Origin of the sequence: Bradyrhizobium erythrophlei, from assembly GCF_900129505.1 — a bacterium.
Lineage (GTDB): Bacteria > Pseudomonadota > Alphaproteobacteria > Rhizobiales > Xanthobacteraceae > Bradyrhizobium > Bradyrhizobium erythrophlei_D.
The window spans coordinates 3,810,605-3,830,518 of record NZ_LT670818.1; the positions used below are offsets into that span (position 1 = coordinate 3,810,605).

Annotated in this window: 18 protein-coding genes; 2 read left to right on the top strand and 16 right to left on the bottom strand. The window is 64.9% G+C overall.

Annotated elements, in window-relative coordinates:
- Positions 1 to 11 precede the first annotated feature (11 nt).
- The 6 genes from B5525_RS17585 to B5525_RS17610 form a co-directional block, all read right to left on the bottom strand.
- The gene (locus B5525_RS17585) at positions 12 to 1,409 is read right to left on the bottom strand and encodes a M16 family metallopeptidase (RefSeq protein WP_079567140.1); all 1,398 of its coding nucleotides are present in this window, start codon (positions 1,407 to 1,409) and stop codon (positions 12 to 14) included.
- A 243-nt stretch (positions 1,410 to 1,652) separates the two neighbouring features.
- On the bottom strand, positions 1,653 to 2,378 hold the full coding sequence (locus B5525_RS17590) for a hypothetical protein (RefSeq protein WP_079567141.1): 726 nt from the start codon (positions 2,376 to 2,378) through the stop codon (positions 1,653 to 1,655).
- A 98-nt stretch (positions 2,379 to 2,476) separates the two neighbouring features.
- Positions 2,477 to 2,974 carry a signal peptidase II gene (gene lspA / locus B5525_RS17595; RefSeq protein ID WP_079567142.1) on the bottom strand — a complete coding sequence of 166 codons (498 nt, stop codon included), beginning with the start codon at positions 2,972 to 2,974 and terminating at the stop codon, positions 2,477 to 2,479.
- Positions 2,971 to 5,970: an isoleucine--tRNA ligase gene (ileS, locus tag B5525_RS17600; protein WP_079567143.1), complete on the bottom strand. Its 3,000-nt coding sequence runs from the start codon at positions 5,968 to 5,970 to the stop codon at positions 2,971 to 2,973. The genes lspA and ileS overlap by 4 nt, the downstream gene beginning before the upstream one ends.
- 199 nt (positions 5,971 to 6,169) lie before the next feature.
- Entirely contained in the window at positions 6,170 to 6,721 is a 552-nt protein-coding gene (locus B5525_RS17605) for a sugar O-acetyltransferase (protein ID WP_154073280.1), read from the bottom strand.
- A complete protein-coding gene (locus B5525_RS17610) occupies positions 6,718 to 7,701 on the bottom strand; it encodes a bifunctional riboflavin kinase/FAD synthetase (protein ID WP_079567144.1) in 984 nt (327 codons plus the stop codon). Before B5525_RS17610 ends, B5525_RS17605 begins: the two co-directional genes overlap by 4 nt.
- 223 nt (positions 7,702 to 7,924) lie before the next feature.
- Between B5525_RS17610 and B5525_RS17615 the strand changes: the two genes are divergently transcribed.
- On the top strand, positions 7,925 to 8,320 hold the full coding sequence (locus B5525_RS17615; protein ID WP_079567145.1) for a response regulator: 396 nt from the start codon (positions 7,925 to 7,927) through the stop codon (positions 8,318 to 8,320).
- 174 nt (positions 8,321 to 8,494) lie between these two features.
- Here the strand turns inward: B5525_RS17615 and B5525_RS17620 are convergent, their stop codons facing one another.
- The 8 genes from B5525_RS17620 to uvrC all read right to left on the bottom strand — a co-directional run bounded on the left by B5525_RS17620 (position 8,495) and on the right by uvrC (position 17,533).
- Positions 8,495 to 9,349: a TIGR01459 family HAD-type hydrolase gene (locus B5525_RS17620; protein WP_079567146.1), complete on the bottom strand. Its 855-nt coding sequence runs from the start codon at positions 9,347 to 9,349 to the stop codon at positions 8,495 to 8,497.
- Between the two features lie 15 nt (positions 9,350 to 9,364).
- A complete protein-coding gene (locus B5525_RS17625) occupies positions 9,365 to 10,831 on the bottom strand; it encodes an EAL domain-containing protein (RefSeq protein WP_079567147.1) in 1,467 nt (488 codons plus the stop codon).
- Between the two features lie 598 nt (positions 10,832 to 11,429).
- Entirely contained in the window at positions 11,430 to 12,776 is a 1,347-nt protein-coding gene (locus B5525_RS17630; RefSeq protein WP_079567148.1) for an aspartate aminotransferase family protein, read from the bottom strand.
- Positions 12,777 to 12,921: 145 nt separating this feature from the next.
- Positions 12,922 to 13,881, bottom strand: a complete 960-nt coding sequence (gene prmB / locus B5525_RS17635; protein ID WP_079567149.1) for a 50S ribosomal protein L3 N(5)-glutamine methyltransferase — start codon at positions 13,879 to 13,881, stop codon at positions 12,922 to 12,924.
- Positions 13,881 to 14,348, bottom strand: a complete 468-nt coding sequence (locus tag B5525_RS17640; RefSeq protein WP_079567150.1) for a molybdenum cofactor biosynthesis protein MoaE — start codon at positions 14,346 to 14,348, stop codon at positions 13,881 to 13,883. Before B5525_RS17640 ends, prmB begins: the two co-directional genes overlap by 1 nt.
- Before the next feature lie 85 nt (positions 14,349 to 14,433).
- Complete coding sequence (gene moaD / locus B5525_RS17645; protein ID WP_079567151.1) at positions 14,434 to 14,685, bottom strand: molybdopterin converting factor subunit 1; 252 nt, start codon at positions 14,683 to 14,685, stop codon at positions 14,434 to 14,436.
- Positions 14,682 to 15,323, bottom strand: a complete 642-nt coding sequence (gene pgsA, locus B5525_RS17650; RefSeq protein ID WP_079567152.1) for a CDP-diacylglycerol--glycerol-3-phosphate 3-phosphatidyltransferase — start codon at positions 15,321 to 15,323, stop codon at positions 14,682 to 14,684. Before pgsA ends, moaD begins: the two co-directional genes overlap by 4 nt.
- A gap of 95 nt (positions 15,324 to 15,418) precedes the next feature.
- A complete protein-coding gene (gene uvrC / locus B5525_RS17655) occupies positions 15,419 to 17,533 on the bottom strand; it encodes an excinuclease ABC subunit UvrC (RefSeq protein ID WP_079567153.1) in 2,115 nt (704 codons plus the stop codon).
- A gap of 252 nt (positions 17,534 to 17,785) precedes the next feature.
- Here uvrC and B5525_RS17660 point away from each other — a divergent pair, with 252 nt between their 5' ends.
- Positions 17,786 to 18,403 (top strand): outer membrane protein, encoded by a 618-nt coding sequence (locus tag B5525_RS17660; protein ID WP_079567154.1) that lies wholly within the window; start codon positions 17,786 to 17,788, stop codon positions 18,401 to 18,403.
- 126 nt (positions 18,404 to 18,529) lie between these two features.
- On the opposite strand, the gene B5525_RS17665 is transcribed toward B5525_RS17660, so the two are convergent.
- Both B5525_RS17665 and B5525_RS17670 read right to left on the bottom strand, forming a co-directional pair.
- On the bottom strand, positions 18,530 to 18,745 hold the full coding sequence (locus B5525_RS17665) for a cold-shock protein (RefSeq protein WP_028350729.1): 216 nt from the start codon (positions 18,743 to 18,745) through the stop codon (positions 18,530 to 18,532).
- Positions 18,746 to 19,029: 284 nt separating this feature from the next.
- Positions 19,030 to 19,890: a 23S rRNA (adenine(2030)-N(6))-methyltransferase RlmJ gene (locus tag B5525_RS17670; protein ID WP_079567155.1), complete on the bottom strand. Its 861-nt coding sequence runs from the start codon at positions 19,888 to 19,890 to the stop codon at positions 19,030 to 19,032.
- Positions 19,891 to 19,914 lie beyond the last annotated feature (24 nt).

The window sequence follows — 19,914 nt, forward strand, 5'->3', positions numbered from 1 at the left end:
TCCGATGTTGCTCACGAACGCTTCTCCTCGCGCTTGGCCGTGGTGTCCTTGATCAGATAGCCGGTCACGGAACGCTTCTTGTCGAGCCATTTCTGCGCGGCGGCTTGGACCTGTTCGGCGGTGACGGCGCGAATGCGGTCGGGCCAGCTGCGAATGTCCTCGATGCTCAGGCCCGTGGTCAGCGCGCCGCCATACCAGCGCGCCAGCGTCGCCTGGTTGTCCTGGGCGTAGATCGCCTCCGCGATCAGCTGGGTCTTGACGCGCTCGAGGTCCTCCGACCGTACCGGGTTCTGGCAGACCTCCGCGATCACGCGGTCGATCACCTGTTCGATCTGCGAGAACTCCACGCCCGGCTTCGGCGAGGCCGAGATCGAGAACTGGGTAGCATCGAGCGAGGTACCCTGATAGCCGGCGCCGGCACTGACCGCGAGCGGCTTGTCGACCACCAGCGCGCGGTAGAGATAGGAGTTGTTGCCGCTGCCCATCAACTGCGCCAGCACGTCGAGCGCCGGGCTTTCGCCGGCGGCGGCCGTGGTGGCGGAGGGCACCAGATAATAGCGCTTCAGGCTCGGCTGTTCGACCCTGGCATCGGCGAGCGTGACGGTGCGCGGCGCGACCGGCTCGGGCTCCTGCGGCCGTAGGCGCCGCGCCGGGATCGCAGGCTGCGGCGTAACCTGGCCGAAGGTCTGTTCCGCCATCGGGCGGATATCCTTGGCGTCGACGTCGCCGGCGATCACCAGGATCGCGTTGTTGGGGGCGTAGAAGCGCCGGTAGAACGCCAGCGCGTCTTCGCGGTCGAGCTTCTCGATTTCCTGGTGCCAGCCGATCACGGGGCGGCCATAGGGGTGATTGAGATAGAGCGCCGCCATGATCTGCTCGGTCAGCCGCGCTTCCGGATTGTTGGCAACGCGCATGTTGTATTCCTCGAGCACGACGTCGCGCTCGGGCAGCACGTTCTCGTCCTTCAGGATGAGGCCGGTCATGCGATCGGCCTCGAACTCCATCATCTTGCTCAACTGCTCGCGCGGCACGCGCTGGAAATAGCCGGTGTAGTCGACCGAGGTGAAGGCGTTCTCGTTGCCGCCGATCCGCAGCACGGTCTGGGAAAATTCGCCGGCCGGATGCTTGGCGGTGCCCTTGAACATCAGATGTTCTAGAAAATGCGCTAGGCCCGATTTGCCCGGCGTCTCGTCGGCGGAGCCGACCTTGTACCAGACCATCTGGGTGACCACCGGCGTGCGGTGATCGGGGATCACCACGACCTGCAGGCCGTTGCCGAGGGTGAAGCTTGCCGGGGGATCCGACGTCACCGTGGTCTGGGCGAGCGCGCGCTGCGAGGCGAGCGAGGGAACAATAACCAGCGCCAATGCGGCGGCGATCGGGAGTGCGATACGAAGTCGTGAAGTCATGGCGTGTGAAGTCATGGCGTGTGAAGTCATGGCGTGTCTTGACCGCCGTCAGCCCGGCTATCGGCCGATCGCGGTCGCTCCTTCTTGGCTTGAGCAATTTCGGGGCTGCAAAGCTCTGCCGCCGGTTCTGGATTCGAGACGTCGTCTCCGGTCATTCCGGCGAGCCCGGGGCAGGGGCCGACGTCAGCAGAAGCCGGCCGCAGCGACATGGCGCCAGACGTTCTCTGGGGCCCGCGCCACCGATCAATTGCCGACCTCTTTGCCCGTCATCACGTCGATATGCGTATCCAGCGATTTCCGGTCGTCCGGCCCGGTACCGTAAGCGAAATTCGGCGACGGCGTCTGGTAGCCGGCAGGTGGTTGGGTCAGGGTTTGGCGTTCCGGTTCGCCGGTGAACGGGACCGCCTCGGGCTTGTTGCCCTTGAATATGCCAAACAGGCCGCCGTTATAGCCGAGCTGGGCCGGGCTCAGCGCCGGGTTGGTGGAAACGCCCGGCTGGATCGGCTCGCTACTGGTGTGGGCCGGGGCGGCCGTCCTGCCGACATTGAGTTCGGCCGGGGTCAACGGACGCGCGGCTTCTTCGGGGGACTTGGCTCGTTCTTTCTTGCGCGCCGCGATCGCGGCCTTGCGCCGCGCCTCGTCGGGATCCTTCGGCCAGTTCGGATCCTTGATTTCGCCCCTGACGCTCTCCGGCGGTGGCAGATCGAGCTTGGGCGGCACCACCAGCGGGGACCGCTCGCGGTAGTCGATGCCCTTGTGCTCCATATTGGTGCCGCCGATGCCGGTCATGATGTTTTCGATGATCTTCTCTTCGAAGGTCTTGTCGTCCTCGTCGTCTTCCTGGGCGCGGGCGGCTCCCGCCGTCATCACCAGACCGACGCCGAGGGCGACCACGGCAAGCCGCAGGGCGCGCCTCGTCGTCTTCGACGAGTTCTGCACCATCCAACCGTTGGCTTCGGTGTCGCGCATCGCTATTCCCGTCCAAAGCTTCCGTGTGAGCCGCACGCCGATCAAGGCGCAAGCTTCGCACCTTCCGGGCACCATTCAGGGCTGCGTATCAGCCGGGATCAGGGCGCTTTTGCGGCGGGTACCCCCAGGAAAGAGTCATACAGCAGGCCCGCCACCCCGGCAACAATCGCCACGTCTGCGAGGTTAAACACGTACCAATTGAAGGGTTTTCCTCCGATCTCGACGTGGAACAGGGCGAAATCGACCACCGCGCCGTAGGCGAGGCGGTCGATGCCATTGCCGATGGCGCCGCCGATGATCAGGCCGAGCGCAAACGTCGCGAGCCGGCTCTGGGACCGGGCCATCCAGATCGCCAGCACGATCACTGCCACGACCTTGACCGCGAGCAGGATCAACTGGCCGGCCGCGCCCTCGTCCTGGAACCAGCCGTAGCTGATGCCGGTATTCCAGGCCAGCACCAGATCGAAGAACGGCGTCACCTTGACCGCGCCGTGACGGACGATATCGAACACGCGCAACAGCCACAGCTTCGACGCCTGATCGAGCGCGATCACGGCGAGCGCGGCGATGATTCCGGGGCGGAGGCGGGAGGTCAAACCGCCCCTCCCAGCTTCTTCCACTCCCGCAGCGCCTGGGCGTCGCGCGGCGAGACGTCGGGATATTCGGGGTCGCTGCCGACGGTGGGGAGGATTTTCCACGACCGCGCGCATTTGGTGCCGACGGCTTTTTCGACCACCACGGCGACGCCGGGCACGTCGTGGAGCCGGAACGCCGTTTCAGGCGCCGCGTCATTGCTCACCATCGCGTTCGAGGTGATGCAGACCTCGGCCAGGTCGATATCGAACAGCGTCCCGAAGATCTTCATGTCGGAGACGTAGACCAGCGGCGAGGCTTCCAGCGACGAGCCGATCCGCTTGGCCGCGCGCTCGACTTCCAGCGCGCCGGTGACGACGCGGCGGACATCGCGGATGGTCTCCCACTTCTTTGCCAGCGCATCGTCGCGCAGGCCTTCAAGCCCGTCCGGAAACAGCGTCAGGTGCACCGACGGCTCGGTGCCGGGCCGGAACAGCTGCCAGGCTTCCTCGGCCGTGAAGCTCAACACCGGCGCGAACCAGCGCAGGATCGCGTCGCAGATCATGTCGATCGCGGTCAGGGCTGCCTTGCGCGCCAGCGACGACGGCGGGTCGCAATACAGCGTGTCTTTCCGGATGTCGAAATAGAACGCCGACAGTTCGGTGTTCATGAAGGCTGCCTGACTCGCGACCACGGTCTTGTAGTCGAACTCGGCATAGGCCCTGGTCACGATCGCGGCCTGCTCGGCGAGCTGATGCAGCATCAGCCGCTCGAGTTCCGGCATGTCCGCGGGCGCGACCGCGTCACCGGGATGGAAGTGATGCAGCGTGCCGAGCATCCAGCGGATCGAGTTGCGCAGCTTGCGGTAGGTCTCGACGGTGTTTTTCAGGATTTCCGGGCCGATGCGCTGGTCGTCGGCATAGTCGGTGGCGCAGACCCAGAGCCGCAGGATGTCGGCGCCGGAGTCCTTCATCACCTTTTGCGGCTCGACAGTGTTGCCGATCGACTTCGACATCTTGCGGCCGTTCTCGTCCAGCGTGAAGCCGTGGGTGAGCACGACGTCGAACGGCGCGCGGCCGCGGGTGCCGCAGCTTTCCAGCAGCGACGACTGGAACCAGCCGCGATGCTGGTCGCTTCCCTCCAGATACATCACCGTGTCCGCGCCGCCATCGACCTTGCGCCTGATGCCGGCAAGGCCGGGGAAGTGCACGGGATCTTCCAGCACGAACGCGTGCGTCGATCCGGAATCGAACCAGACGTCGCAGATATCGTCGACCTTCTTCCATTCCTCGTTGGCGAGCGAGCCCAGGAAGCGTCCGCGGGCGCCCTCCATGTACCAGGCGTCGGCGCCTTCCACTTCGAAAGCATCCGCAATGCGCTTGTTCACGGCTTCGTCCTGCAGGATTTCGGCGGAGCCGTCGCCCTTTTCGCGCACGAACACCGCGATCGGCACGCCCCAGGCGCGCTGGCGCGAGATCACCCAGTCGGGCTTGCTGTTGATCATGCCGTTGATGCGGTTTTCGCCGGACTGTGGCACCCATTGCGTCACTGAGATTGCGTGCAGCGCGCGGGCGCGCAGCGTATCGCCGGACTTGGCCTCGCCGCCATCGGCAATATCCTTGTCCATCGCGATGAACCATTGCGGCGTGTTGCGGAAGATCACCGGCTTCTTCGAGCGCCAGGAATGCGGATACTGGTGCTTGAGCCGGCCGCGCGCCAAGAGCATGCCGGCGTCGACCAGCGCCTTGATCACGGCCTCGTTGGCATCGCCCTTCTCGCCCTTGTCGTTGATGACGCGCTTTCCGGTGAAGCCCGGGGCCTGATTGGTGAAGGCGCCGTTCTCGTCGACGGTGTAGGGGATCGTGGTCGAGATGCCGCGCGCTTCCAGTTCGCGCGCATTCGCCATCCAGACGTCGAAATCCTCGCGGCCGTGTCCCGGCGCAGTATGCACGAAGCCGGTGCCGGTATCGGCGGTGACGTGTTCGCCCGGAAGCAGCGGGACGGTGAATTGATAGCCGCCGGCGAGACCTTTCAACGGGTGCGCGCATTCCACCGCATTGATCGTCTCGGCCGGGATATCGCGGATCCTCTCATAGCCCGCAACACGCGCCTGCTTGAACACAGCTTCCGCCAGCGCATCCGCCAGGATCAGGAGATCGCCGTTCTTGGCCCAATTGTCGGCGGGCGCGTCGGTGACCCTGTAGAGGCCATAGGCGATTTTCGGCGAGAAGCTGATGGCGCGGTTGCCGGGCAGCGTCCATGGCGTGGTGGTCCAGATCACCACGCATGCGCCGGCCAGCGCGCCATGCACCGGCGACGTCACCGGAAACTTCACCCACACCGTATCGCTGGTGTAGTCCTCGTATTCGACCTCGGCTTCCGCCAGCGCGGTTTTTTCAACGACGCTCCACATCACCGGCTTGGAGCCGCGATACAGCGTGCCGTTGGCGGCGAATTTCATCAGCTCGCGCGCGATCTGGGCCTCGGCGAAGTAATCCATCGTGGCGTAGGGATGGTCCCAGTCGCCGATGATGCCGAGCCGCTTGAATTCCTCGCGCTGCACGTTGAGCCAGTGCGTCGCATAGGCGCGGCACTCTTTCCGGAACGCCACCATCGCGGCGGAGTCGCGGAAATCCGGCTTCTGCTTGCCCTTGGAGCGGTAGTTCTCTTCCTCGATCTTCCATTCGATCGGCAGGCCGTGGCAGTCCCAGCCGGGCACGTAGTTGGAATCGAAGCCGAGCATCTGCTGGCTCTTGGTCACGACGTCCTTGAGGATCTTGTTCAGCGCGTGCCCGATATGGATGTTGCCGTTGGCGTAGGGCGGCCCGTCATGCAGCACGAATTTCGCCCGGCCGCGGGCTTGCTCGCGCAACTTGTTATAGAGCCCGATCTCGTTCCACCTCTTGAGGATTTCCGGCTCGCGCTGCGGCAGGCCGGCGCGCATCGGGAATTCCGTCTGCGGCAGGAACAGGGTTTTGGAATAGTCGTTCGCTTCGGCTTTTTGCGGCTTTTCGGACATGAGGGCTCTGGTCTGGCTTGGAGGGCGCGTAATCGCGGGTGAACGAGGCAAATCCCGGTCTTGCGCCGAGCCGAAGCTCAGGCGGAAGCCGGGCCGCTAATGCCGATGGTGCGCCGCGCAAACATGGGGCTTTCCATAGCAGCCGGCCGCGGAAATCGCAAAGCCTGCCGGCCTTGAAGCCCCTGGCCGCTAACGCCGGTCATTTCGGCCGGGGTCGGGCCGGGTTTCCGGTGACCGTATCGCCGGAGGCGACGTCTCGCGTCACGACGCTGCCTGCCCCGATCACCGCGCCATCGCCGACCGTGATCCCCGGGAGGAGGATGGCTCCCCCGCCGATCCAGACATCGCGGCCGATACGGACCGGGCGGCCGAATTCGAGCCCGGCGCGGCGTGTCTCGGCGTCGCGCGGGTGATCGGCCGCATAAATCTGTACCGCCGGCCCGATCTGGGTGCGGTCACCGATCGTCACGTCCACCACATCGAGGATAATGCAGTTGAAGTTCAGGAACACGCCATCGCCCAGACGGATGTTGTAGCCGTAGTCGCAAAAAAAAGGTGGACGGATCACGGCGTCCTTGCCGACCTGGCCGAGACGTTCCCTTAGCAGGGTGTGGCGTTCGGATACCGGCAGCGCCAACGCTGCGTTGTAACGGACGAGCCACGACTTCGTGGCGGCTTGATCTGCTCCGAGTTCGGCGTCGGGGCGATAAAGCTCGCCAGCGAGCATTTTCTGCTTTTCGCTCTTGTTCAACCGATCATTCCTAGCCTTGGAAATGCATCGGGGGCCGCTTCCAGCATGGCGCGGGCACGTGCGCTGTCGTCGTTCATCTGGGTTACCAGGGCGACGACGCTGTCGAATTTCAGCTCCTCGCGGATGAAGCCGATGAAGGCAACGTCCAGCACGCTGCCATAGAGATCGCCCTTGAAGTCGAACAGGAACACTTCCAACAGCGGTGCGCCATTGTCGAAGGTGGGGCGGCGGCCGAAGCTCGCGACGCCATCGAAACGCACTTGGTCCTTGCCCTGGCCGCGGCCGACCCGCACCGCATAGATGCCGTGCCTGAGCCCGCAATTGGCGTCGAGGCGGATATTGGCGGTGGGAAAACCGAGGTCGCGGCCGCGCTTCTCGCCATGCATCACTTCGCCGGTGACGAACCACGGCCCGTCCAGCATTCTTGTGGCGTCGTCGATCTGGCCCTCCGCGAGCGCCATGCGGATCGCGCTGGAGGAGACCGGCCGTTCCTCGATATCGATGTGAGGCTGCACGTCGACCTCGATGCCGAGCCGGGGCGCCTCGTTGACCAAAAGGCTTGGCGAGCCGACGCGGCCCTTGCCGAAATGAAAGTCATAGCCGACCGCGATGCCGCTGATGCCGAGCCGCTCGATCAGATCGTGGTGAATGAAATCCTGCGCGCTGGTCCCGGCCCGCATCTTGTCGAAGGTCATGACCACGGCGCCCGCGAGCCCGGTCCCGGCGAGCAGCCGCAGCTTCGCGGCCTCGTCGGTGAGCCTGAACTGGGGGGTGTTCGGGCTGAAAAACCGGCGCGGATGCGGCTCGAAGGTCACCGCCAGCGCCGGCCGGCCGTGGCTATGCGCCATCTGCAGGGCGGCCCGGATCACCGCGCGGTGGCCGAGATGGACTCCGTCGAAATTACCCATCGCGACCACCGTCCCCTTTGGGATCGCGGCCGCGGGTGTGGTGTCGCGTATAACGATAAAGCCAGGCGTCATTTCAGGGATTCTTTAACCTAAATCGGATTGGCGGCGGGACCGTGACGCGGCGGCACCGATGAAGTCAAGCGACCCGCGGCAGCACCCGGCCGGGCCTGCGTCCATTTTCGGGTTAACGGGCTGTTTAACGGGTGATGCTACTGGTGGGGAAAGGGCTGCGGGGGGATCAACCCCGGGCAGGCTCGTTTGATCAGTGGCGTTAAAGTGTCGCGGGGAGTTCAAGATGGCGGTTGATACGTCGATGTCGGTTCTGGTGGTGGACGACTACAACACCATGATCCGGATCATCAGAAACCTTCTCAAGCAGCTCGGCTTCGAGAATATCGACGACGCCAGCGACGGCTCGGCGGCGCTGAACAAGATGCGCGGCAAGAAATACGGGCTCGTGATCTCCGACTGGAACATGGAACCGATGACCGGCTACGACCTGCTCAGGGAAGTTCGCGCCGATCCCAATCTCGCCACCACGCCGTTCATCATGATCACGGCGGAATCCAAGACCGAGAACGTGATCGCCGCCAAGAAGGCCGGCGTGAACAATTATATCGTCAAGCCGTTCAACGCCGCCACGCTGAAGACCAAGATCGACGCGGTGTTCCCCGATACCGTGAGCGCGTAAAGGTTTTTTCTCTTACCTCGCCCCGCTTGCGGGGAGAGGTCGCCGCGCTCTTTCGCGGCGGGTGAGGGGGACTCTCGGCGCATTCCTTATTCAAAGAACTTGCCGCAGCAGCCCCTCACCCCAACCCTCTCCCCGCAAGCGCGGGGCGAGGGAGAAGAGGGCCCTCCCCGATTTTTACCACCTCAGCTCGCGCGTCAGCGCCTTCGGCGGGTGGCCGAATAATTCCTTCACCGAAGCGGGGTCGAGCTGGTCGATGCCCTCGAATTCCTCGGCGTGGATGCCGCGGGTCACGAACAGGCAGTCGATGCCGAAGCCGTGCGCGCCGGCGAGATCCGTCCGCACGGAATCCCCGATCGCCAGCACACGGTCGAGCTTGATCGGATGGCCTTGGCGTTCGGCCGCGAGCTCGATGGCGCGCTCATAGATCGGCCGGTGCGGCTTGCCGTAGAAGATCACCTCGCCGCCCAGCTCGCGATAGAGCTCGGCGATCGCGCCGGCGCAATAGATCAGCCGGTCGCCGCGTTCGACCACGATGTCGGGGTTGGCGCAGATCAGCGTCAGCTGGCGCTCGCGGGCCTGCAGCATCATCGCGCGATAGTCTTCGGCCGATTCGGTTTCGTCGTCGAACAGCCCGGTGCAGACGATGTAATCGGCCTGTTCCAGCGGCGCGAGAATGGGATCGAGGCCGCGGTGGATCGAACTGTCGCGTTCAGGGCCGATCCAGAACAACTTGCGGCCGGGATGGCCGGCGATGAAATGCCGTGTCAGATCGCCCGAACTGACGATCGCATCATAAATCTCGTCGGCGACGCCAAACTTGCGCAATTGCCGCTGCACCGAATCCGCCGGCCGCGGCGCGTTGGTGATCAGGATCACGGTACCGCCCTGCTTGCGAAAATTATGCAGCGCCTCGCAGGCCTCGGGAAAGGCCTCCAGCCCGTTATGCACCACGCCCCAGATATCGGAGAGCACGACTTCCACGCTTCCCACGAGGTCGCGCAGTTTCTCGACGAATCGGAGTGACGTCATGGCGCCGCCGGCCGGTCAGCCCGGTCCGGCGATCCGGCGCGCCAGCGCGGCATTGCCGGTCGTCCGCGGGGGATCGATCGCCGGCCTATCGACGGAAACGGTTTTGCCGGTGCCATTGGATTCCTGCGCATTGGTCGGAGAGGTCCCGCCGGTAGCAGATGCGCCTTCGGGCCGCAACGGCCGGGGCGGCGCAAACAGAAACCCCTGGCCGAACCGCACGTCGTAGTCGAGCAAATCGACCACGGCGCGCTCTCCTTCGATCCGCTCGGCGATCAGGTCGATGCCGAAGCGGCCGAGCAGGTCGGAAAGATCGGAAGGGTGAATGTCGGAGCCTGCGTGCTGCCGCTGATTGAGCAGCAGCGCCGCCGGCACCTTGATGAAGCGGACGCCGCGGTCGGCGAGTTCGCGCGGCTCGATCCGCAGATCGGTGACGTGATCGATCGAGAAGCGGAAGCCGCGCTGCGCCAGCGCCGCGAGGTGCTCGGTCTCGATGGGCCCGAGATTGCGGAACGTGGCCTGCTTGAATTCGAGCACGAAGGACGGCGCCAGCGCGCGGTTGGCCTCGAGAAAATCCAGGCATTGCGTGAAGGTGGTGGGATTGCCGAGCGTCGCCGCGGCGACGTTGCAGAACACGCCGACGTCCTTGTTGCGCACCATCAGCCGGCGCAGCACCTGCACGCATTTCAGCATGACCATATTGTCGATCCGTCCGATCAGCCCGGCGGTTTCGGCCACCAGGATGAAATCGTCGGCGGCGAGAAGCTGATCCTTGTCGTCGCGCAGCCGGGTTACCGCCTCGTAGAAGCGCACCTTGCGCTGCGGCAGGGTCACCATCGGCTGCAGATAGATCTCGATCCGGTTCTCGTCGACGGCGCTTTTCACCGCGGCAAGAATCTGGGCCTGGCCGCGGGCGGGCACGGGAGCCGGCGGCGCAGGGGCCGGCGGCGCGACCGCGACCGGCGCAGCCGCAACGGGCGGCGGCGCGGCGTTCGCCGCCTGTTCCGACGACAGCGGCAGCTTACCCTGGTGTTCGTTGTCGGGCGTGTCGGCCGGCGCTGCGGCCAATGCGGCGGCGCCCGCCGCCAGCATGTCGTCATGGCTTGCGACGGATGCCGCGAGCTGCTTGACCAGCGCGCCGAGTTCGTTGATCTCTGCGGTTACGGCCTGGATCCGCTCGACGCCGGCGGAATTCGCCGACACCACCTTGCCCTCGATCGCGGCGAGGCGGCGGCCGAATTCGGCGACCTGGCGGGCCAGGTCGGCAGTGCCGCGCGACAGGTCCGCGATCTGGCTGCCGACGTCGGTACGGTCGCGCAGGCGCATCGATACGGCGTTGTAGAGGATCAGGAAGGTCAGCGCGGTGAGCGCCACGATCGCGGATTCTGTTCCGCTGATGCCGGCCACCGAATACAGAATCAGGCCGAGCGATGCTGCGACCAGCACCATGCATATGGCGATGAAAATCGTGGAAATGCGGATCATGTTGCGCGGAAGGCCCTCAAATCCCAGTGTCTGCCGGCAGAACGCGCCTCGCGCGAGCCCGCCAGCGCTTCCCCCAAGCGTTGCAACCTTAGCATTAATGTTGATTCGAAAAGCTAGTGTTCTTTCGACACGGCCGGAACTGCTTTTCCTGCTGTGTCGGCCATGACCGCGCCGCGGTCAGGACTAAGCCGGCCGGGATCTTGCGGTTATCCGCGGATGGGGATGGGGCGGCGGTTATTCCGCAGGGGACGGGCGCCGACGGAGCCGGCGGGATGACCGCAGTGGCGCCGCGCGCGGCCTCGACCCGATCGGATTTGACGGGACCGGGGCCTTGGGGGCGATGCGCAGGTGGTTGGTCAGGGAGTGGAACATGCGGCAGCGCTTCAATCCGGCGACGCCGATCGCCGCTGCCGCGATGGAACGTGGTTTGGATTCGAATGCTCCGCTGGAGTCGTAGCGTTCCCCGGATGCTGCGCGGCACGAAATGATGCGCTGCTGATCCGGGGTCCATCAGCATCGGGGCTGTGATGGGTCCCGGTTCTGCGGCGCACCGCCGAAGAGGCGCTGCACCGCGTCCGGGACACAGCGTCGCGGCGTGCTATGCCACCGCGCGGATCACCTTGGCGACCTTGCCGATGATCTCGCCGATCTGGTCTTCGGTGACGATCAAGGGCGGCGTCAGCGCCAGCGTATCGCCGGCGATGCGCAGCATCAGGTCGTTGTCGTGGAATGCGCTGTTCAGCGCATCGAAGCCGCGCTTGCCGGGCGCGTCCGCGCGCGGCGCGAGGTCGATGCCGGCCGTGAGACCGACCGTGCGGATATCCACCACGTTCGGCTCGCTCTTCAGCGACATCGCCGCGTCGGCGAATTTCGATTCGAGCCCATGGGCGCGCTCGAACAGCTTTTCGTCGCGGTAGATATCGAGCGTCGCCAGCGCCGCGGCGCAGGCGATGGGGTGGGCCGAATAGGTATAGCCATGGGTCAGTTCCACCATGTGCTCCGGGCCGCTCATGAAGGCGTCATGGATGGTGTCGCGCACCAGCACGCCGCCCATGGGGGCAGCACCATTGGTGATGCCCTTGGCGAAGGTCAGCATGTCCGGCAGCACGCCGTAACGCTCCGCGGCGAAGGCGAAGCCGAGACGGCCATAACCGGTGATGACCTCGTCGAAGATCAGGAGGATGCCGTGCTTCTGGGTGATCTCGCGCAGTCGCTTGAGATAGCCCTTCGGCGCCGGCAGCACGCCGGTCGAACCGGCCATCGGCTCGACGATCACCGCGGCGATGGTCGAGGCGCCGTGCAGATTGACCAGCCGCTCCAGCTCGTCGGCGAAATGCGCGCCATATTCCGGCTCGCCCTTGGTGAAGGCCTGCTTTTCGCGGTCATAGGTGTGCGGAAGATGATCGACGCCGGCCAGCAGCGTGCCGAACATCTTGCGGTTGTTGACGATGCCGCCCACCGAGGTTCCGCCGAAGCCGACGCCGTGATAGCCGCGCTCCCGGCCGATCAGGCGGCTGCGGGTGCCCTGGCCCTGGGTCTGATGATAGGCCAGCGCAATCTTGAGCGCGGTGTCGGCGGCTTCCGATCCGGAGTTGCAGAAGAACACGTGATCAAGGCCGGCGGGGGCGAGATCCGCGATTCGGCTGGCGAGTTCGAAGGCCTGCGGAATGCCGAACTGGAACGGCGGCGCATAGTCCAGCGCGGCGGCCTGTTTGCCGATCGCCTCGGCAATCTGGCTGCGGCCATGGCCGGCATTGCAGCACCACATGCCGGCGGCGGCGTCGATGATCTGGCGGCCGTCGACGGTGAAATAATGCATGTCCTTGGCGCCGGCGAGCAGCCGCGGGTTCTTCTTGAAGGCCCGGTTGGCGGTGAACGGCATCCAGTGCGCAGCGAGGTCGTTGGGCACGTTGACGGTGGCAGCGCGTGGGCTCTTGTCCAGCATGGTGGCCTCTTCAAGTTTTGGGGCGTGGCGGGTTAGCGGGCAAGCTATCAGCTTCGGTGCGCGACGGAAACGCCATGGAGCGCACTATTTCCGCCCAATCGGGCAGTTTTCTGGTCAGGTGCGACCGCGTGATGGCCTCGGCCACTCAGAGATCGGCAGCCCCGATCCAGAACACCTCGCCCTCGGAATCCTCGGTATCGAGCCAGAGCAGCGGCAATTGCGGAAAGGCGGCTTCCAGAACTTCGCGGCCCCGCCCGATTTCGCATAGCAGCCCGCCCTCGGGCGCCAGGTGCCGCCCGGCTTCCTGCAAAATGCGGCGGACAATATCGAGCCCGTCGGCGCCGCCGTCGAGAGCGAGTTTCGGCTCGGCGCGGCACTCGCGCGGCAGCTCGGCCATGCCTTCCGCGTCGACATAGGGCGGGTTGGAGATGATCAGGTCGTATTGCCGGCTGCCGACCGGCGCGAACAGGTCGCCGCGAAAGAGATTCAGGCGATCCTCGAGGCCGTAAATAGCGACGTTGCGGGCGGCGACGTCGAGGGCGGCCTTCGAAATATCGACCGCGTCAACTCGCGCATTCGGAAAATTCAGGCTGGCGAGGATTGCAAGACAGCCGGAGCCGGTGCAGAGGTCGAGCACACTCTCGACGGCGGCGGGATCATCGATCAGCGAGCCGTCCTGGTCGCTGTCGCCGGCAAAATGCGACTCCAGCAACTCGCCGATGAAGGAGCGCGGCACGATCACGCGCTCGTCGACATAGAACGGCAGGCCGCGCATGTAGATCTTGTTGACGAGATAAGCGGCCGGTTTCCGCGTGGTGACGCGGCGTTCGATCACCTCGAGGATCGCCTTGCCCTCGCGCGCGGTGATGCGGGCGGTGGCAAACATCTCGAACAGGTCTGGATGCAGATGCAGGGTTTCGCAGACCAGGAAGGCGGCTTCCGCCACCGGATCGGTGGTGCCGTGGGCGAATGCCAGCCCGGCCTCGAGGAAGCGGCTGACGGCATAGCGGACGAAATCGAGCACGCTCACGAGTTCGCCGGCGGGCACTTTTGGCAATGTCGCGGCGCGGCCGCGCTTCGCCGGCGGTTTGGCGCGTTTCGCCATCAGGATTTGGTCCAGCGCGCGGCGGCTTCGTCATCGTGGTGGCGCGCATCGACCCAACTGGTCCTGTCGGCGCTTTCCTCGCGCTTCCAGAACGGGGCGTTGGCCTTCAAGTAATCCATCAGGAACTCCGCGGCCTGGAACGCCGCCTGGCGGTGCTGGGACGAGGTTACGACCAGCACGATGTTTTCGCCCGCGGTGATGCGGCCGAAGCGGTGAATGACGGTCAGTCCTGTCAGCGGCCAGCGCGTCATCGCGGTCTCGGCGTGCCGCATGATCTCGGCTTCCGCCATGCCGGGATAATGTTCGAGCGTCAGCGCCGCGATCGCCTCGCCGCCTTCGCTGCCGCGGCAGATGCCGGAGAAGGTGACGACGGCGCCGATATCGGTGCGGCCCTTGGTCATTGCCGATATCTCGCGGGCGATGTCGAAATCGTCTTCCTGGATGCGAATGGTCACAATGGCGGTCATGGGATCATCGCAATGGTTCGAAGATGGACTTCTCTTTGAGCATGATCTTTTCGGAAAACCGGTTCCCACTTTTCCGGATCATGCTCTAGCCGCCGGTCATCGGCGGGAAGAACGCAATCTCGCCGGCGCCGGCGATCGCCGCATCCGGCTTGACATGGGCGTGGTCGATCGCGGCGCGGATCACCTTCGGCTTTTCGAATGCGTAGGCATAGGTCTCGCCGCGCTTCGAAAGCCAGGCGATCAGGTCGTCGACGGTGCGCACATCGGCCGGCGGTTCGATCGTTTCTTCCGATTTTCCGATCCGTTCGCGTACCCAGGCGAAATACTTGACCTTCATCCCTCGTCCTCCTCGATGAGGTGATGAATGCCGGCGCGAAAATAGTCCCAGCCGGTGTAGATCGTGAAGATCGCCGAGATCCACAGCAGCAACAGGCCCAGCTGGGTGACCACCGGGCCGAGCTGGGGGACGACGGCCCCGACCAGCTGGTCGCCGGCATCGCCGGCCAGCAGGAATCCGATCGCGATCAGCTGAATCGTGGTCTTCCATTTGGCGAGCTTGGTCACGGGCACGCTGACGCGGAGCGCGGCGAGATATTCCCGTAATCCCGACACCAGGATTTCGCGGCACAGGATCACGATCGCGGCCCACAGCGTCCAGCCGTGGATGATGCCGTCCGCGGCCAGCATCAGCAGGCAGGAGGCGACCAGGAGCTTGTCGGCGATCGGATCGAGCATCCGGCCGAACGCCGAATGCTGGTCCCAGATTCGCGCATAGTAGCCATCGAGAAAATCGGTAACGGCCGCCGCGATGAACACGGCCAGCGCCACCCAGCGCAGCCACAGCGGGCCGTCCATGATGGCCTGCGCGTAGATGCAGCCGACCACCACCGGGATGGCGGCGATACGCGCATAGGTCAGGATGTTTGGCAGGGACAGCGAACTGCGCGCGTTCCCCTTTGTCGTTGCGATGTTCATTCGTCTTACCAATACCGCCGAAGCCTGGAGGTCAACCATGGCTGCACCTGATCCGTCGGTGACGACGCCAGTATGACCCGAAATCCTGCCCACTCTTAGCCCGGTTGGGCGTGGAAAAACTCGAAAATCTTGCGCGCGCTTTCGGCGCTGACCCCCGGAACCTTGCCGAGATCGGCGATCGAGGCCCGTTCGATCTCCTTCAACGTTCCGAAATGGTGCAGCAAGGCACGTTTGCGTGACGGGCCGATGCCCGGGATCTCCTGCAGCCCCGCCTCGCGGATGTCCTTCTTGCGCAGCTTGCGGTGCGATCCGATCACGAAGCGATGCGCCTCGTCGCGCAGGCGCTGGATGAAATACAGCACGGGATCGCGCGGCTCCAGCTTGATCGCCTCCTTGCCCGGCATGAACAGGGTCTCGCGGCCGGCGTCGCGGTCCGGCCCCTTTGCGACCGCCAGCAGTGTCACCTGCGCAAGTCCAAGCGCGTCGAAAATCTCCTTGGCCGCGTTGAGCTGGCCCCGGCCGCCATCGATGATGACGAGGTCCGGCCATTGCGGGAACGAATCGTCGTCCGCCTTCGGGTCTGCCTTGTTATCCGCCTTGGGCTTGGCGGCGTCGCCATCCGCCGCCGGCGTCAACAGCCGCTTGAAGCGCCGCTGCAGCACTTCGCGCATCATCGCGTAATCGTCGCCCGGCGTCAGGCCTTCGGAGCGGATGTTGAACTTGCGGTACTGGTTCTTGGTAAAGCCGTCCGGCCCCGCCACGATCATGGCGCCGACGGCATTGGTGCCCTGGATGTGGCTGTTGTCGTAGACCTCGATTCGCTTCGGCGGATGCGGCAGCCCGAGCGTGGTGACGAGCCCCTGCAAGAGCCGGCCTTGCGTCGCGGTATCGGCGAGCTTGCGCCCGAGCGCCTCGCGGGCGTTGGTCAGCGCGTGCGTGATCAATTCCTTCTTCTCGCCGCGCTGGGGCGTGGTGACTTCCACCTTGAAGCCGGCCTTGATGGAGAGCGCGTCCGCCAGCAGCTCGCTTTCCTCGATCGCGTGCGACAGCAGAATGAGTTTCGGCGGCGGCTTGTCGTCGTAGAACTGGGCTAGGAACGAGGCCAGCACCTCTTCCGGGGTGAAGGATTTCTCCGCGCGCGGAAAATAGGCGCGGTTGCCCCAGTTCTGCCCGGTGCGGAAGAAGAACACCTCGACGCAGGAATAGCCGCCTTCCTGATGGATGGCGAACACGTCGGCTTCCTCCACGGTGCGCGGATTGATGCCCTGCTGCGACTGGATCGCCGAAAGCGCTGCGAGGCGGTCGCGGTAAAGTGCCGCAGTCTCGAATTCGAGTTCGGCCGAAGCCTTCTCCATCTCGACCGCCAGCTCCTTCTTTACGAGGCGGCTGCGGCCGGACAGGAACTCCCTGGCCTCGCGCACCAGTTCGGTATAGCCGGGAAAATCGATCTCGCCGGTGCAGGGGCCCGAGCAGCGGCGGATCTGGTAGAGCAGGCAGGGCCGGGTGCGGCTTTCGAAGAACGAGTCGGTGCAGGAGCGCACCAGAAAGGCGCGCTGCAGCGCCGTGATGGTGCGGTTGACGGCGCCGGCGGACGCGAACGGCCCGAAATACTGCCCGGGCCGGGTCTGTGCTCCCCGATGTTTGAGGATCTGCGGCGCCCAGTGGTCGCCGGTGATCAGAATGTAGGGAAACGACTTGTCGTCGCGCAGCTGCACATTGAATCGCGGCCGCAACTGCTTGATCAGATTGGCCTCGAGCAGCAACGCCTCGGTCTCGGTCGAGGTCGAGACGATCTCGACCGACACGGTGGCCGCGATCATGCGCAGGATGCGGGCCGGCTGCGGGGCGTTGACGCGCGCATAGGAGGAAAGCCGCTTGCGGACGTTTTTCGCCTTGCCGACGTACAGCACGTCGCTGGCCGCGTTCAGCATGCGGTAGACGCCGGGCGAGGTGGGCGCAAGCCGCACCGCTTGTTCGATCGCGGCATGGCCGACCGCAAGCGGGCCTTCCGCCACGCTCTCACCGGTCTCCTCGGGAACCTCCGGAAGCCGTGCCTCATCGTCTTCGTCAGTGGAGGCCATCGCGGGGTCGAGATCGGCAGCCGACAGGTCCTGCGGCGGCAGCTCCGCATTCCCCCCAGCCGGTCCGGAACCGCGCCGCGGCTTCCGCGGGGCCGGTGTTTTCGGGTCGTCGGTAGAATCGTGATCCATGGCCTCGAACTTAAGCGCCGGGAGCTGGCATCGCCAGACGTCGCGGGCCGCCCGGGGCCCGGTCTGCGACCGGCGCCCGTAACACTTTCTTAAGAATGCTGAGCGGGCGGTAACCGCCCTTAACAACCCTTTAACTTAAAAGTCTCGATAAATCTGATCGAAAAGAAGTGGAATTCCGTAACCATGTGGGCTCGCGGCGCGATGCGTCAGGCGAGCCAACCAGCGGTCACGGCAGTTGCGTTGGAGAGCAGGATGAGCAGGATCGCTTTGCGCGCGGTGGCCTCGATCGCCGCGGTCTGGACGGCGTCGGCGCAGGCCGGGGACCTGCCTTACCGCGCTCCTTACACCGTCAATCAGCCGCTCAATGCCTATAGCTGGGCCGGTCCCTATCTCGGCGGCAATCTCGGCTATAGCTGGGGCTCGGTCGACAACAACCCGACCAAGCCGTCGGGATTCGAGGGCGGCGTGCAGGCCGGCTACAACTGGCAGACCGGGCCGTGGGTGTTCGGCGTCGAAGGCGACATCCAGGCGACCGGCGCCGACGATACTTTCGCGCCCTGGAAGTTTTCCAACCCCTGGTTCGGTACCGTGCGTGGCCGTGGCGGCTATGCCTTCAGCAACATCTTCTTCTACGGCACCGCGGGCCTGGCGTTCGGCGAATTGCGCGGCCAGACGTTTGGCCTGACGGAATCCCGAACCAATTTCGGCTTTACCGCGGGCGTCGGCGCCGAATTCGGCCTCACCCAGAACTGGAGCGCCAAGGTCGAATATCTCTATGTCGACCTCGCCAACAGCAACTTCGTCGTCACCGGCGCATCGAATGGCTACCGGTTCGGAACGCTGCGCGCCGGCGTGAACTATCACTTCTAATAGCAACAAGAAAAGTTCCTGTCGCGACTCCCGGCCGTCAATCGCGGTCGGGATTTTTTTGTAGCCGACAAAATCTCGTACGTCATGGCCGGGGCAAGCCCGGGCATCACGTTGAATGGCGCAGCCCTACGACGAAATCACCAGGTTGACCGCTTTCGGGCCCTTGCCCTTCTTGTCCGGTTCGACCTCGAATGTAATGCGCTGTCCTTCGGTCAGGTCCTTCAATCCCGCCCGCTCCACGGCGGTGATGTGGACGAACACATCGCGGCCGCCGTCATCGGGCTTGATGAAGCCATAGCCACGTTCTCCGTTGAAGAACTTGACCGTACCAGTCATGGCCATCGGGAAACTCCTCCCCCGTACTGCTTCCGCCGCTGCGCGCTTGCGCACCGGCCCGACCGGACATTCGTGTTCGGAAAGCTTGGCCACCCGTCCGGATTAGGCACGCAATTGCCGATCCGTCTTCAAAAAGATTGTTCGAGGGCTTGTCAGTCCGCCGCTACCATTCGCGGAAGCGGAACGTGAAGCCGATCCTAATGGGACAGAGCATAATACGGTTCCCGGCAAATTGCCTACGGTCCAAATCGGAGTTTTCCCGGCGCGCGGCCGGGTGGATCCCGCCGTGGCTACGGTTTGGGCGTCTCGAGCCTGAACCGGGCTGCGCCGCCCTGGCCGAGCGGTTTTTCCAGTTCGGGCAGGATCGACTTCAATTCGCCGAGCAGCGTCCACGGCGGATTGACGATCAACAGGCCGGTGGAGACGAGCGCGGCGTCGGCTACTTGGGGGGCGACGCTGAATTCCAGGCGCAGGGCCTTTCCGGCGGGCTTGCTGCCGCCCACGACTTCGGCGACATGCCGCGCCAGCGTGTCGGTGGCCCGCCGGCTCTTGACCGGGTACCACAAAAGATAGCTGCCGGTCGGCCATTTGGCGCAGGCCTCCGCGAAGCCTTCGGCCAGCCGTTCGAACTCGTCTTTCTGCTCGTAAGGCGGGTCGATCAGGACCAGGCCGCGGCGCTCGTTCGGCGGCACGAAGGCCGACAATGCCAGCCAGCCGTCGAGATCGACCACGCGGGCCTGGGTGTCGCGGCGCAGCGCGTCGATCAGGCGCTTGCGGGCTTTCGGCTCGACTTCGCAGGCGGTCAGGCGGTCCTGCGGCCGCAGCAGCGCGCGTGCGATCAGGGGCGACCCGGGATAGGCCTTGAGATCGCGGTCCGGATTGAAGGCCCTCACGATGTCGAGATACGGTTTCATCAGCGGCAGCGTGGTTTCCGAAAAACGCGCCTGCATGATGCGCGCGATGCCGGTCAGCCATTCGCCGCTGCGCTGGGCTTCCTCGCCGGTCAGATCGTAGAGGCCGGCGCCGGCATGGGTGTCGATGACGCGAAACGGCGCCTGCTTCTCCTGCAGATAAGTCAGGATGCGCACCAGCACGATGTGCTTGATGACGTCGGCGAAGCCGCCGGCATGGAAGGCGTGACGGTAGTTCATGGGGGAGGGGTTACGACATCAGGC

Excerpts from the sequence above, each read along its gene's own strand:
- B5525_RS17585 (WP_079567140.1), bottom strand. The coding sequence starts at position 1,409 with ATGACTTCACGACTTCGTATCGCACTCCCGATCGCCGCCGCATTGGCG.
- B5525_RS17590 (WP_079567141.1), bottom strand. The coding sequence starts at position 2,378 with ATGCGCGACACCGAAGCCAACGGTTGGATGGTGCAGAACTCGTCGAAG.
- ileS (WP_079567143.1), bottom strand. The coding sequence starts at position 5,970 with ATGTCCGAAAAGCCGCAAAAAGCCGAAGCGAACGACTATTCCAAAACC.
- B5525_RS17610 (WP_079567144.1), bottom strand. The coding sequence starts at position 7,701 with ATGACGCCTGGCTTTATCGTTATACGCGACACCACACCCGCGGCCGCG.
- B5525_RS17615 (WP_079567145.1), top strand. The coding sequence starts at position 7,925 with ATGGCGGTTGATACGTCGATGTCGGTTCTGGTGGTGGACGACTACAAC.
- B5525_RS17620 (WP_079567146.1), bottom strand. The coding sequence starts at position 9,349 with ATGACGTCACTCCGATTCGTCGAGAAACTGCGCGACCTCGTGGGAAGC.
- B5525_RS17625 (WP_079567147.1), bottom strand. The coding sequence starts at position 10,831 with ATGATCCGCATTTCCACGATTTTCATCGCCATATGCATGGTGCTGGTC.
- B5525_RS17630 (WP_079567148.1), bottom strand. The coding sequence starts at position 12,776 with ATGCTGGACAAGAGCCCACGCGCTGCCACCGTCAACGTGCCCAACGAC.
- prmB (WP_079567149.1), bottom strand. The coding sequence starts at position 13,881 with ATGGCGAAACGCGCCAAACCGCCGGCGAAGCGCGGCCGCGCCGCGACA.
- B5525_RS17640 (WP_079567150.1), bottom strand. The coding sequence starts at position 14,348 with ATGACCGCCATTGTGACCATTCGCATCCAGGAAGACGATTTCGACATC.
- moaD (WP_079567151.1), bottom strand. The coding sequence starts at position 14,685 with ATGAAGGTCAAGTATTTCGCCTGGGTACGCGAACGGATCGGAAAATCG.
- pgsA (WP_079567152.1), bottom strand. The coding sequence starts at position 15,323 with ATGAACATCGCAACGACAAAGGGGAACGCGCGCAGTTCGCTGTCCCTG.
- uvrC (WP_079567153.1), bottom strand. The coding sequence starts at position 17,533 with ATGGATCACGATTCTACCGACGACCCGAAAACACCGGCCCCGCGGAAG.
- B5525_RS17660 (WP_079567154.1), top strand. The coding sequence starts at position 17,786 with ATGAGCAGGATCGCTTTGCGCGCGGTGGCCTCGATCGCCGCGGTCTGG.
- B5525_RS17665 (WP_028350729.1), bottom strand. The coding sequence starts at position 18,745 with ATGGCCATGACTGGTACGGTCAAGTTCTTCAACGGAGAACGTGGCTAT.
- B5525_RS17670 (WP_079567155.1), bottom strand. The coding sequence starts at position 19,890 with ATGAACTACCGTCACGCCTTCCATGCCGGCGGCTTCGCCGACGTCATC.